The sequence below is a fragment of the Prevotella histicola genome (genome assembly GCF_055385135.1).
Genome location: NZ_AP043793.1, coordinates 453,254 through 466,923, shown reverse-complemented (window position 1 = coordinate 466,923; position 13,670 = coordinate 453,254). Strand labels below are relative to the sequence as shown.

Genomic DNA, 13,670 nt, shown 5'->3' with positions numbered 1-13,670 from the left:
AGAAGATGGTAAAGAGATTACAACAGATAATTATTTTGCTTGCTTGCTTATCAGTTGTTGCAGTTGTAGCTGTACAACGTGACGGGAAGCTTTTGGGAAATAGTGTGTTCAAGGGGGAAAAGACTGGAAATACAAATAAGATAGATACGCTGAGAACTTTGGAAGATGGTACTATTATCATTAACACTAGCTATCTCGCCAAGGATATAAAAGGGTTTGGTGGTGCAGTCCCTTTGGATATATATATAAAAAATGGGAAGATTTTAGAGGTTAAAGCTCTTCATAATTCAGAAACTCCAGAATTTTTCCAAGAAGCGAGCCAATTATTGACGCGTTGGAATGGGAAAACTCTTGATGAGGCTTTGAAGATAAAGGTTGATGGAGTAAGTGGTGCAACCTTTTCTTCGCGTGGTATTATTGGAAATATGCAAGTTGGCTTGCGCTATGCTGCCAAGAATGCACAAGAGACTTCTTTATTTGATAAGATGGATCTTCGCACAAAGACACTTGTTGGCTTGCTAGTTGTATTTATGGCTGCAATGATTCCTCTGTTCGTAAAGGATAAGCGTTATCGTGTGTTTCAGCTCTTATTGAATTTTGTTGTTCTAGGTCTTTGGGGCGGCACATTTATCTCTTGGTCTGTAATTGTTGGGTACATGTCTGGTGGGATTAATGTATGGATATCTTTAGTTCCTATCATTATGCTTATTACAGCTTTCATATATCCACTCTTTGGCAAGAAGAATTATTATTGTACTAATGTCTGTCCATTTGGGGCTGTACAGGAATTAGCTGGGATGGTGAATCACAAGAAGTGGAAAATGAGTAAGAGGACGGCACAATATCTCGACCATTTCCGAAAGATTCTCTTTTGGGTTCTAATGATTTTGATGATTTCAGGAGTTTGGTTTCAATGGATGGACTATGAACTCTTTGTAGCATTTATCTTCCAATCTGCTACATGGATTGTAATGATGATGGCAGTAGTATTTATTCTTTTGTCCTTTTTTGTTCCTCGACCATATTGCCGTTTTGTTTGTCCGATGGGTAGTTTCTTTAAGCTATCATCAACGACTTCTGTTAAGAAGTTGATATAATGTCTGTAGAAAGGTTTACTCTTATAATGGTGACGTTGATTAGCACCAATAGTGTTGTTAGTTAACACGCTCTGTGTTGTTGGTAAGCTCCTATCGTGTTGTTGGTAAACACAAATAAAATAAACATATGAAAAACAACATAAGACTTTGTTCATAATAGTCTTATGTTGTTTGTATAAACTTTTATAGGCTTTCTAAAGATGTTCTCTTACTTAAAATATTGTATCTTTTAGTCTAGAATAAGACACTAGTTTTCTTTCCTTTACGAAGAAAGCTCTCAATTAACTTTTGCGCATTAATAATTCTTTTAACGCTTCATAGTCTGCTGAGAGACGAATGGACTGTCTTTTACCGGACATGAAAGCCTGCAGACGTTCTGGTATTTTGATGTCAGTAGATAGTATTTCATCCACTTTATCTTTAAATTTCGCGGGATGTGCTGTCTCAAGGAAAATACCAGTTTCACCATCGTGCAGTTGTTCTTTGAGAGCACGATACCCACAAGCACCATGAGGGTCAAGGATATATCCAACTTGTGCATAACATGTTTGCATAATTTGACGAATAGCAGCATCATTGTAACTCGCACCAGATACGTCTATTCGAATAGCATCCCAAGAACCTTTGTATAGGTCAATTATACGTGCAAAATTACTTGGGGCGCCAACATCCATTGCATTAGCTAGGGTTTGAAGGGAAGGCTTGGGCTCGTACTTACCGGTCTGTAGGTATTTGAAGAAAACATCATTGGCATTATTTGCTGCAATGAAGCGTTTAACAGGTAGTCCCATTCTATGTCCAAAAATACCTGCAGTAATATTCCCAAAGTTTCCACTGGGTACACTGAATACTGGTGGTTCAATAATCCCTATACGCTTTAGCTGTGCATAGGCGTGAAAGTAATAAAATGCTTGTGGAAGAAAACGCGCGATATTGATACTGTTAGCACTTGTAAGACGCATGTGATTGTTAAGTTCGACATCCATGAAAGCTGATTTTACCAGTCGTTGACAATCATCAAAAGTCCCGTCTATCTCCAGGGCTGTGATGTTTTTTCCAAGGGTCGTGAATTGGCATTCCTGAATCTTACTTACCTTTCCCTTTGGGTAAAGTACAAAGACGTTAATCCCTTCAACTCCTAGAAAGCCATTTGCGACAGCTGATCCGGTATCTCCTGATGTTGCAACAAGCACGTTAACATCGCCAGTTTTACGTTCTTTATGAATCTCGTATTGCAGAAGTCGGGCCATAAAACGCGCCCCAACATCTTTAAAGGCAAGGGTAGGGCCGTGAAAGAGTTCTAAAGCATAGATATTCCTGTCTATCTTCTTTAAAGGTGTGTCAAACGAAAGGGTGTCATAGACAATCTTTTTTAGGGTTTCGGGAGCGACATCTTCTCCAAAGAATACATTTGCAATATTGTAGGCGATTTCTTGGAAAGACAAATCTTCTATTTGCTCAAAAAACGTTGGTGAAAGTTTCTCTAGCCTACTAGGCATATATAATCCACGATCTTCAGCTAATCCTTTGATGACAGCTTTCTCAAGTGATGCCTCTAGAGCAGTATGATTCGTAGAATAGTATTTCATTTGATTTCCATTAATGAGTGCATAAATTCTTGTAAATATATCAGACCATATTCTCCTCTTACACATGATGTCTCATCATACTGTGTGACATTATCAGGAGTTATTCCTGGATGCCAGATAAGAAATGGTACAGGTTCTTTGACGTGTGTTCGAATCTCAACAGGAGTGGGGTGGTCGGGGAGGACAGCAATACATACAGGTTCATCCCATTTTTTTACCTCATTATATATAGGTTCAACGGCACGATGATCGAGATTTTCTATTGTCTGGAGTTTTAGTTGAAGATCACCATCATGTCCTGCTTCATCACTTGCTTCAATATGGAGAAAAACGAAATCTTTTTCACGCAGTTGTTTAAGTGCAGCTTCAACTTTCCCTTCATAGTTTGTATTGGCAAGTCCAGTAGCTCCTTTTACCTTTATGATTTCTAACCCTGCATAATATCCAATGCCACGTATGAGGTCAACAGCAGATATTACAGAGCCAGAGTGTATCTGTGGGAACATCTCTGAGAGAGTCCTCATTTGTGGACGATACCCACCTCCCCAAGGCCAAATCGAGTTTGCAATATCATTCTGTTTATCTTTTCGTTGCAGGTTGAAAGGATGTGCTGTTAATAGTTCCTGACTCTTGATGATCAGTTCGTTAAGAAGATTAGCTGTCTCTTGTGGAGATAATCTGCCATCTTCTTTATTCTCATTTTCTGCTTTTATAAGTAACGGTTTCCATGCCTCATTTGGATGGTCGTGAGGTGGTGCGCAGATAATATGCTTACTTCCTCCTTTGATAATAAGAAGATGACGATATTGTATTCCTGGTATAAACTGAATATATTCATTACCAAGTTTCTCATTGAGATACTTGATAAGTGTAGTCCCTTCTTCAGTAGTAAGATGTCCTCCGTGATGATTTTTAATAATTCCATCAGAAAGTGTAATTAAATTACATCTTAGGGCTAAGTCTTCGGGAGACATGTTATAGCCAATGGAAGCAGCTTCTAATGGTCCTCTTCCTTCATATACCTTATTAAGATCATAGCCAAGGATAGATGTATTGGCAACTTCACTCCCTGGGTGGAAGCCATCAGGGATTGTCATTAATCTTCCCGTTTTCCCTTTACGTGCAAGTAAATCCATATAAGGTGTATCTGCATACTGAAGTAATGTTTTGCCTCCAAGTCGCTCAACTGGATGGTCTGCCATACCATCACCAAGTATAATAATATGTTTCATAATCTTTAAATATTGGCAATACTCATGATGTTCGCAAATACTCCAGCTGCTGTAACGGAAGCACCTGCACCATAACCTTGGATTTGCATTGGATATTCTTTATACCGTTCGGTAGTAAGGAGAACAATATTGTTAGAGCCTTCGAGATTATAGAAAGGATGCATTGCGTCAACTTCTTTCAATGCAACAGTTGTTTTCCCGTGGTCCATAGTTGCTACAAAGCGCCAACGTTTATTTTCTTTTGCAAGTCTCTTTCTCTGTTTTTCAAACTCTCTATCTAGATTTGGTAAGTGTTTCCAAAATTCTTCCTCAGAGCATTGAAAGTAGTCTTCAGGTACAAAAAGATGTTTTTCAACATCCTCTTGATCAACCTTATATCCAGCTTCTCGTGTAAGAATAACGAGTTTACGGATAACATCTGTACCGCTAAGGTCTATACGTGGGTCTGGCTCACTATATCCTTGTTGCTTTGCTCTCAAAACTGTTTCAGAGAACGGGACATCATTAGAAATCTCATTGAAGATAAAGTTAAGTGTTCCTGATAAGACTGCTTCTATCTTAAGAATCTTATCTCCCGAGTTTCGTAAATCATTTATAGTACCAATAATAGGTAATCCAGCTCCTACATTTGTTTCAAATCGGAACTTAACCCCGCGCTGAAGTGCCGTCTGCTTCAACAGCTCATAATTATCATATGAACTCGATGCTGCAATTTTGTTTGCTGCGATTACGGATATGTTATGCTGTAAAAAGGATAGATAGAGTGCTGCTACCTCCTTAGAGGCTGTACAGTCAACAAAGACAGAGTTAAAAATATTCATCCCAAGGATCTTGTCTCGAAGTTGTTCAGGATTAGATTCTTCACTTGTCTTTAATAACTCATGGTAATTATCGAGATCTATGCCGTCACGATTAAAGATTGCATTGTGCGAAGAAGCTATACCGACAACATTCAATTTTAAATGAGAATGTTGCTTCAACTCGTCATATTGACTTTTAATTTGCTCAATTAGTTTACCTCCAACAGTACCGACTCCACAAATAAAGAGGTTTAATACTTTATATTCTGATAAGAAGAATGAATCATGCAGTACGTTTAATGCTTTTCTTAAAACTTCTCCTCTTACAACAAAAGAAATGTTTGTTTCAGAAGATCCCTGTGCAAGAGCTATCACACTGATCCCAGAACGACCAAGTGTTCCGAAAAGTTTACCTGCAATACCAGCAGAGTGTTTCATATTCTCACCAACAATTGCAACTGTAGCAAGTCCGCTCTCTTTATGCATGGGGAACATTCGCCCATCCTCAATTTCTAACTGAAACTCTTCATTCAGTATATTCACAGCCTTCTCTGCATCTCCGTCTTTAACACCAATTGACGTGCTGTTTTCCGAAGAGGCTTGTGATACAAGGAATACACTTATACCGTTATTTGCAAGAGAAGTGAAGATTCTTCTATTGACACCAACAACACCAACCATGGAAAGTCCTGTAACAGTGATGAGTGTTGTGTCTTTGATAGAGGAAATACCTTTAATGGGTTTTTGGTTGTTCTCTATGTGCGATTTTATAATTGTTCCTTGACCATCAGGGTTAAAAGTGTTCTTGACTTTTATAGGAATGTTCTTGACACATACTGGATAGATAGTTGGAGGGTATACTACTTTTGCCCCAAAGTTACACAACTCCATTGCTTCTATATAAGATAGTTCATTGATGGTATATGCACTTTTAATGACACGAGGGTCAGCAGTCATGAAGCCATCAACATCTGTCCAAATCTCTAAAACTTCTGCATCAAGTGATGCTGCAAGGATTGCTGCTGTATAATCACTTCCTCCGCGTCCTAAGTTAGTGATATCACCAGAGTCCCGATCCTGAGCAATAAACCCAGGGACGAGTGAAATACGTGGGAGTTCTGCAAAAGTTTTTCCTACTAATTTGTTTGTTAAGTCAGAATCAAGACTTCTTTTTCCAAATTTCTCCTCCGTTTTAATAAACTTGCGTGCATCAAACCATTTAGAGCCGCGAATAAGAGTAGAAACAATATTTGAGCTTAGACGTTCCCCATAGCTAACGATAGTGTCCTGAGTCTTCTGGCTGAGATCATGGATCAAGTATACTCCATAATATATCGAATGGAGTTGTTCAAAAAGGGTATCGACTGTTTTAAAAAGTTGTTCGCGGTCATATGGGTCTGTAATGATAGTATCTATCATCTTATGGTGTCTATCTACCATCTTGTCATATTCCTCGCGCCAACACTCATCCCCTTTTAATGCAAATTGAGAAGTGGCAATTAAGTGATCGGTTACCCCACCTAATGCGCTTACTACGACAATGACCGGTTGGCGCTTTGCCTCTTTCTCGACAATGTTTCTTAAACTTAAAATACTCGAAACGGAACCTACGGATGTTCCTCCAAATTTTAATACCTTCATTTCTGATGTTTTTGTTAATATTCTACATCCCTTTTACAATTAGGGAAATGCAAAACTTGTAGGCAAAAGTAATAAGAAATATTGCAATTACCAACGTTCTTTCGATATATTTATCTAAATTTGTGGCAAAAAGTAAAAACAAAATGACAGAAGAGTATCAGATACGTGTATTACCGCAAGTCGGATATAATGAGGATAATATAAAAGATTACCTTGCAAGAGAGAAGGGTATTGATCAAAGAACGATTAACCAAATACGAGTTTTGAAACGTTCTGTTGATGCACGTCACCGTGATATATATGTTAATCTGAAAGTTCGTATATACATCAATGAGTTTCCGCAAGATGAAGCTTATATAAAGACTGAGTACCAAAATGTGAGTGATAAACCAGAGGTTATTGTCGTTGGTGAAGGTCCAAGTGGATTATTTGCTTCTTTGAGACTTATAGAGTTAGGATTTCGCCCTATTGTTCTTGAACGTGGTAAAGATGTTCGAGAACGTAAGAAGGATATGGCAATGATAACTAAGATGCAAACTGTTGATCCTGATTCAAACTATTGTTTTGGTGAAGGTGGAGCTGGTGCTTATTCTGATGGGAAACTTTATACGCGTAGCAAGAAGCGTGGTTCGGTGGAAAAGATTCTGAATGTGTTTTGTCAACATGGAGCTTCTACCTCAATTTTGGCAGATGCCCATCCCCATATAGGTACTGATAAACTTCCAAGGGTGATAGAAAATATGCGTAACAGAATTCTTGAGTGTGGGGGAGAGGTACACTTTCAAACAAAGATGATATCTCTAATTCTTGAGAGAGATAAGGTTATTGGGGTTCAAGCTGTTGAAAAGTCAAATTTTGAAAATAGAAAACGCGAGTTCTATGGACCTGTTATTCTTGCAACAGGTCACTCTGCACGTGACATCTATCGTTATCTTGCTGATACTAAAATAGAAATAGAACCCAAGGGAATTGCAGTAGGTGTTCGTCTTGAACACCCCTCTTCTTTAATTGATCAGATTCAGTATCATAATAAGAATGGTAAAGGAAAGTATCTTCCTACTGCGGAATATTCTTTTGTAACTCAAGTTATGGGGCGTGGTGTCTACTCATTCTGTATGTGCCCAGGAGGTTTTGTTATCCCATCTGCTACAGGGCCAGAGCAAATAGTAACCAACGGTATGAGCCCTGCTAATCGTGGAACACAATGGTCGAACTCTGGTATGGTTGTTCAAATTAATCCTGAAGATGTGGGAGGTAATGATATTCTACGTGTTATGCACTACCAAGAACAGCTTGAACGTGATACCTGGCAACAAGGAAATCGAAAGCAAACAGCTCCAGCTCAGCGTATGGCTGACTTCGTGAATGGACGCCTGTCGTATGATTTGCCTAAGTCGAGTTATGCTCCAGGGCTTATTTCAAGTCCTCTTCACTTCTGGATGCCTTCTTTTATCACGAAGCGTTTACAAGAAGCTTTCCGTACTTTTGGGAAGCAGGCACATGGTTTTTTAACAAATGAAGCCGTGATGATTGCATCGGAAACACGTACAAGTTCTCCTATTCGTATCCTTCGTAATCCTGAAAATCTTATGCATGTACGCCTTCAAGGTCTATTCCCTTGTGGAGAAGGTGCAGGGTATGCAGGTGGAATTGTTAGTGCCGGAATAGATGGTGAGCGTTGTGCAGAGATGGCAGTAGCCTATCTTCGCCAACTGTAGAACATAGTTCTTGGATGAAATAATCTCCTCGCATTAAAAGAAAGAGTTAATCTTTCATTATGATTTATGCTCTTTTAGTTTCTTGGGATGTATTATAAATATTTTCCAATTAGTAAATCATACAATTTGGGCTATATTTTTAAGTAAGTCATTAGTATTTTGCTATATGTTTAAGGTGACTAGATAGAACAGATCTTCTCGTTTCCTATCTATGTGACGCAGTTCCTCACTTATTGTGTTATATCTCCTCACCTATGAGGTTTAGAGCAACTCTATAGGTGAGGAAGGGCCAACACGTTGTAAAATTTTTCTGATTTGCGTATAATTTGAAGTCAAGAGGAATCTATAACACTCTACACAAAGCTGATATTATTTAACTCATAGGTATAGTCTAAAAAAAATGATGGATTGTTCTCTGGTTTAGAATAGTCCACAAGGTAATATATTTCGTTTAAGTTTTATCGAATAGTAATATCAGCGTATTGGTAGGTTGTAAGAATGTAAAGGTGAAGTGATATAATTAAACCATGCAGTGCTAGGTGTACTCTTATCGGTAAAATCTTTATCTCTTGGCTTCTCATGTGTATACTGGAACTTTATTAATCAAGCTCGTCAGAAGAAAAAGTCGTAGTATTCCAGTCTCCTGTTTCCAACCCTTTCTTAAACCAATAAGCACGTTGGGCTGATGTTCCATGTGTAAATGTCTCTGGTTGGGCATATCCTCGAGCTTTTTCTTGAAGATAATTATCTCCAATCTTTTCAGCGCAATCAATGGCTTCTTCTATATCTCCGTCTGAAAGACTTTGATATTTTTCATTGTCATAATGGGCCCAACACCCTGCATAATAATCAGCTAAGAGCTCTAGTTTTACACTAAGTTTGTTTGCGTTTATTTTGTCTACTTGCGCCATTTTAGTATGACATTTACTAAGAATTCCACGAAGATATTCTACATGATGACCGACTTCATGTGCTATTACATAAGCATATGCAAAGTCGAGATCACCTTTTGCTTGTATGCCTAATTCCCTTCGCATGCTTGTAAAGAAGCTTAAGTCAAGGTAAAGTTTTTGGTCTGCAGAACAGTAAAAAGGCCCCATTGCGGCAGAACCTTTGCCACATGATGTTTCTACGCTTCCCGTGTAAAGGACAAGCGTAGGGTATTTGTAGTGCATTCCGTGCTTCTGGAACTGTTCTGTCCACACATCTTCTGTCCCTGCAAGAATTTGTTTAGAAAAGTTTGCTAGTTTATTTTCTTCTTCTGTAAATGCCTTTTGATTCCTCTCTGAAGATTTTTCGACTTGACCTTGCATCTCTTGTTGGAAGACATTGTTCACAATGTCACCCATATCTCCACCGCTTAAAAGTGTTATGAGCACAATGATAATAACTCCTCCAATACCTCCAATGCCAGCTATATTGGTGATACTCTTTCCTCGACGATCCTCAATATTATTACTTTCTCTGCGTCCAGTAAGTCTCATACAATTTGGTTTAATTAGTTTTTATAAATAAATATGTTGCAAAGATAAAGCATTTGTTTTATATCCACAAATGGCATTTTTGTATTAACAGGTTGATGATGAGAATAAATATCTTCCAAATGGGCGAAGGCTTTTTTCTTTTATCCTTTTGTTATGTCTGAGATTTTTCGTAATTTTGCACGTATTTTGAAATAAAATAATATATCGATATAATGAAGATTTCATACAAATGGCTTAAAGAATACGTTGATTTTGACCTGACTCCTCAGGAAATTGCTGATGCATTGACTTCAATAGGGTTAGAAGTTGATGCTCTGGATGAGGTTGAAACAATACGAGGAGGATTGAAAGGACTCTATGTTGGAGAGGTTCTGACATGTGAGCCACATCCTAATTCTGATCATCTTCACGTGACAACAGTTAATCTTGGTAAAGGTGAACCGCAGCAGATTGTGTGTGGTGCTCCTAATGTAGCAGCTGGCCAAAAGGTTATAGTTGCTGATCTTGGATGTGTTCTCTATGATGGTGACAATGAGTTCACGATAAAGAGAAGTAAGCTCCGTGGAGTTGAAAGCCTTGGAATGCTTTGTGCAGAGGACGAGATAGGTGTTGGTACGAGCCATGATGGTATAATAGTGTTGCCAGTCGATGCACCTATCGGACAGCCTGCTGCAGAGTACTATCAGTTAGATAGTGACTGGGTGATTGATATTGATATTACGGCAAATCGGGCAGATGCATTAAGTCATTATGGTGTAGCACGTGATCTTTATGCTTGGCTTGTGCAGAATGGATATAAGACGACTCTTCATCGTCCTGATTGTCAGACTTTCAAGGTTGATAATCACAATCTTCCAATTGAAGTAACGATAGAAAATACAGATGCTTGCCGTCGTTATGCCTGTGTCAGTATTACGGATTGTGAAGTAAAGGAGAGTCCACAATGGCTAAAGGATAAACTGAATGTTATAGGTCTTCGTCCAATTAATAACATCGTTGATATTACAAATTATATTATGATGGCATATGGTCAGCCAATGCATTGCTTTGATGCAGATATGGTTGAAGGACATCATATTATCGTGAAAGATAAAAACGAAGGGAAGAAGTTTGTTACACTTGATGGAGAAGTTCATACGCTTGGAGTACATGATTTAGCTATCTGTAATGAGAAAGAGCCAATGTGTATTGCTGGTGTCTTTGGAGGAAAGGGTAGTGGAACATATGAAACAACTAAGAATGTCGTTCTAGAGAGTGCATATTTCCACCCAACATGGATTCGGAAGAGTGCACGGCGTCATGGACTTTCTACTGATGCAAGCTTCCGGTTTGAACGAGGGATTGATCCTAATGGGGTCGTTTATGCACTAAAGCAGGCTGCAATTCTTTGTAAGGAATTAGCTGGGGGAAAGATAAGTATGGATATATGTGATGAATATCCTACAAAGATGGAAGATTTCCCTGTTCGTTTGAACTATGAATATTGTGATCGTCTCATTGGTAAGAAACTTGGTAATGATACGATTAAACATATTGCAGAGAGTCTTGAGATGAAGGTTTTGGAAGAAGACACAGAAGGTCTTAATCTCCTTGTGCCAGCTTATCGTGTAGACGTTCAGCGCCCTTGTGATGTTGTAGAGGATATTTTGCGTATTTATGGATATAATAATGTGGAGATTCCTACAGAGCTAAAGTCCTCTCTGACAATAGCTGAAGAAGCTGATAAAGACTATCATCGTGAGAATATTATTGGTGAACAGTTGGTTGGAGAAGGCTTTTCCGAGATTATGAATAATTCTCTTACTAAAAGTTCATATTATGAAGAGACAGAACTTAATGCCTATCCTTGGGATGAGACTGTAAAGATTATGAATCCTCTCTCTGCAGACTTAGGCGTAATGAGGCAAACTTTACTCTTTGGCGGATTGGAAAGCATAGTCCGTAATATAAACCGCAAAGCCCAGAACTTACGCTTTTTTGAGGTGGGCAATGTTTATAAATACAATAAAGAAAAGTGGACAGAGGATAGCCCTGTCAAGGCTTATATACAAAAGCACCACATGGCATTGTGGGTGACTGGTAAACATATACAAGGTTCCTGGGCTCATCCTGATGAAGAAAGTTCTTTCTATGAACTTAAAGCATACGTAGAAAATATCTTACGTCGAATTGGTATTGCACAAGGATTGTTAGTCTATGCAAAATCAGACAACAATGTATTTGACAAAGCTATAGCCCTTAAGACACGTGCTGGCAAAACCTTAGTAGAGATGGGGATTCTTGCTCATAAGCTTTTGAAACGTTTTAATATTGAACAGAAGGTCTATTATGCAGAATTGGATTGGACAGGACTGATGAAGGTTATACGTAAGAATAAACTCCAATTCCATGAGATTTCAAAGTATCCTGCTGTTAGTCGTGACCTTGCCTTGTTGGTTGATAACAATGTGGAATTTGCACAAATAGAGGAAATAGCACGTCAAACAGACAAGAAGCAGCTTAAGCGAGTTGAGCTCTTTGATGTCTATCAGGGAAAGAATCTTCCCGAAGGAAAGAAGAGTTATGCCGTTAATTTTATTCTACAAGACGAGACCAAGACACTTAATGATAAGGCTATTGATGCCATTATGCAGAAACTAATTAAAAATTTAACAAATAAACTTGGAGCAGAACTCCGTTAAAAAGAAATCCAATGGGTAGAGCATTTGAATATCGCAAAGCTACAAAGCTTAAGAGATGGGGGCATATGGCCCGCACGTTTACTAAGTTAGGTAAGGAAATTGCTATTGCTGTTAAGGCTGGTGGCCCTGAACCAGAAAATAACCCACGCTTACGTGCTATTATAGCAACATGCAAACGTGAGAATATGCCAAAGGATAATATCCAGCGTGCTATCAAGAATGCAATGGGTAAAGATCAAAGTGAATATAAGGAAGTTCCATATGAGGGGTATGGACCTCATGGAATTGCTGTATTCGTAGACACTTTGACAGATAATACTACACGTACTGTTGCTGACGTTCGTTCAGTCTTTAATAAGTTCAATGGTAATCTTGGGACACAAGGGTCTCTTAGTTTCCTCTTTGATCATAAAGCTGTATTTACATTCAAGAAGAAGGAAGGAATAGACATGGAAGAGCTGATTCTCGACTTGATTGATTATGGTGTAGACGATGAATATGACGAAGATGAAGATGAAAACGAGATTACAATCTACGGGGAACCAACCAGCTTTGGTGAAATTCAGAAGCATCTTGAAGATAATGGCTTTGAGATTACATCAGCCGAATTCACTCGTATTCCAAATGATCTAAAGGATGTAACTCCTGAAGAACGTGAGACTATTGACAAGATGGTTGATAAGTTAGAAGACTTTGATGATGTACAGAATGTTTATACAAATATGAAACCAGCAGAATAAATCTTTCATATTTATATTATAATATAATAAAAAGGGATGTTCCTAGATTGGAATATCCCTTTTTTATATGCCTTAAATTCTATCTCAAATAAAAAAAGTTCAGTATATAAACTGAACCCTTAGTAGTCGATAGGGGAATCGAACCCCTATGCCAAGATTGAGAATCTTGTATCCTAACCGTTAGATGAATCGACCTAAACAGTATTTTTTATTAATTTTTGGTAGTAGTCGATAGGGGAATCGAACCCCTATGCCAAGATTGAGAATCTTGTATCCTAACCGTTAGATGAATCGACCATAGTGCATTTGAGCAATACGAGATATAAGCGGAAGGAGGGGGATTCGAACCCCCGGTACGCGGAAGCGCACGGCAGTTTAGCAAACTGCTGGTTTCAGCCACTCACCCATCCTTCCTTAAAAGGTTTTGCTGAAATACCAAGCATTATCTCAAATGCGGTGCAAAGGTAGTGTTTTTATTTTATACCTCAAAATTTTCTACTACATTTTTTTGTGTGATTAAAGGAAAATATATATCCTAAACAAGCTCTCTACAAGGTGGTATCAATATCCTATATTTTGTAGAAAACTTATTAGTAGGTATACTTTATATATCTAAGGTTTGTAGTTTTACAGTGGCTTATTTCTGATAAACAATATGTGTCTATATATTAATACTATTTGGCTCTAC

At 38.3% G+C, this 13,670-nt stretch carries 8 protein-coding genes and 3 tRNA genes; 4 read left to right on the top strand and 7 right to left on the bottom strand.

Annotation, left to right across the window (positions count from 1 at the left end):
- Positions 1–5 precede the first annotated feature (5 nt).
- Entirely contained in the window at positions 6–1,097 is a 1,092-nt protein-coding gene (locus tag ACZ48L_RS01970) for an FMN-binding protein (protein WP_025790367.1), read from the top strand.
- 281 nt (positions 1,098–1,378) lie between these two features.
- On the opposite strand, the gene thrC is transcribed toward ACZ48L_RS01970, so the two are convergent.
- The 3 genes from thrC to thrA are packed head-to-tail and all read right to left on the bottom strand — an operon-like array spanning position 1,379 to position 6,359.
- Positions 1,379–2,686 (bottom strand): threonine synthase, encoded by a 1,308-nt coding sequence (gene thrC, locus ACZ48L_RS01965; protein WP_025790369.1) that lies wholly within the window; start codon positions 2,684–2,686, stop codon positions 1,379–1,381.
- Positions 2,683–3,918, bottom strand: coding sequence for a cofactor-independent phosphoglycerate mutase (locus tag ACZ48L_RS01960; RefSeq protein ID WP_008822559.1), 1,236 nt, complete (start codon positions 3,916–3,918; stop codon positions 2,683–2,685). Before ACZ48L_RS01960 ends, thrC begins: the two co-directional genes overlap by 4 nt.
- 5 nt (positions 3,919–3,923) lie before the next feature.
- Complete coding sequence (thrA, locus tag ACZ48L_RS01955) at positions 3,924–6,359, bottom strand: bifunctional aspartate kinase/homoserine dehydrogenase I (protein ID WP_025790371.1); 2,436 nt, start codon at positions 6,357–6,359, stop codon at positions 3,924–3,926.
- Positions 6,360–6,502: 143 nt separating this feature from the next.
- On the opposite strand from thrA, the gene ACZ48L_RS01950 reads away from it, so the two are divergent.
- A complete protein-coding gene (locus ACZ48L_RS01950) occupies positions 6,503–8,077 on the top strand; it encodes an NAD(P)/FAD-dependent oxidoreductase (RefSeq protein ID WP_025790373.1) in 1,575 nt (524 codons plus the stop codon).
- 599 nt (positions 8,078–8,676) lie between these two features.
- Here ACZ48L_RS01950 and ypfJ read toward each other — a convergent pair.
- Positions 8,677–9,561: a KPN_02809 family neutral zinc metallopeptidase gene (gene ypfJ / locus ACZ48L_RS01945; RefSeq protein ID WP_025790375.1), complete on the bottom strand. Its 885-nt coding sequence runs from the start codon at positions 9,559–9,561 to the stop codon at positions 8,677–8,679.
- Between the two features lie 212 nt (positions 9,562–9,773).
- Here ypfJ and pheT point away from each other — a divergent pair, with 212 nt between their 5' ends.
- Together pheT and ACZ48L_RS01935 are read left to right on the top strand one after the other, a co-directional pair.
- A complete protein-coding gene (pheT, locus tag ACZ48L_RS01940; RefSeq protein WP_025790376.1) occupies positions 9,774–12,242 on the top strand; it encodes a phenylalanine--tRNA ligase subunit beta in 2,469 nt (822 codons plus the stop codon).
- 11 nt (positions 12,243–12,253) lie between these two features.
- On the top strand, positions 12,254–12,982 hold the full coding sequence (locus tag ACZ48L_RS01935; RefSeq protein ID WP_008822554.1) for a YebC/PmpR family DNA-binding transcriptional regulator: 729 nt from the start codon (positions 12,254–12,256) through the stop codon (positions 12,980–12,982).
- Positions 12,983–13,105: 123 nt separating this feature from the next.
- Here ACZ48L_RS01935 and ACZ48L_RS01930 read toward each other — a convergent pair.
- The 3 genes from ACZ48L_RS01930 to ACZ48L_RS01920 all read right to left on the bottom strand — a co-directional run bounded on the left by ACZ48L_RS01930 (position 13,106) and on the right by ACZ48L_RS01920 (position 13,396).
- Positions 13,106–13,177, bottom strand: a tRNA-Glu gene (locus ACZ48L_RS01930).
- A 30-nt stretch (positions 13,178–13,207) separates the two neighbouring features.
- Positions 13,208–13,279, bottom strand: a tRNA-Glu gene (locus ACZ48L_RS01925).
- Positions 13,280–13,309: 30 nt separating this feature from the next.
- Positions 13,310–13,396, bottom strand: a tRNA-Ser gene (locus tag ACZ48L_RS01920).
- Positions 13,397–13,670 lie beyond the last annotated feature (274 nt).

Excerpts from the sequence above, each read along its gene's own strand:
- ypfJ (WP_025790375.1), bottom strand. The coding sequence starts at position 9,561 with ATGAGACTTACTGGACGCAGAGAAAGTAATAATATTGAGGATCGTCGA.
- ACZ48L_RS01960 (WP_008822559.1), bottom strand. The coding sequence starts at position 3,918 with ATGAAACATATTATTATACTTGGTGATGGTATGGCAGACCATCCAGTT.
- thrC (WP_025790369.1), bottom strand. The coding sequence starts at position 2,686 with ATGAAATACTATTCTACGAATCATACTGCTCTAGAGGCATCACTTGAG.
- ACZ48L_RS01950 (WP_025790373.1), top strand. The coding sequence starts at position 6,503 with ATGACAGAAGAGTATCAGATACGTGTATTACCGCAAGTCGGATATAAT.
- thrA (WP_025790371.1), bottom strand. The coding sequence starts at position 6,359 with ATGAAGGTATTAAAATTTGGAGGAACATCCGTAGGTTCCGTTTCGAGT.
- pheT (WP_025790376.1), top strand. The coding sequence starts at position 9,774 with ATGAAGATTTCATACAAATGGCTTAAAGAATACGTTGATTTTGACCTG.
- ACZ48L_RS01970 (WP_025790367.1), top strand. The coding sequence starts at position 6 with ATGGTAAAGAGATTACAACAGATAATTATTTTGCTTGCTTGCTTATCA.
- ACZ48L_RS01935 (WP_008822554.1), top strand. The coding sequence starts at position 12,254 with ATGGGTAGAGCATTTGAATATCGCAAAGCTACAAAGCTTAAGAGATGG.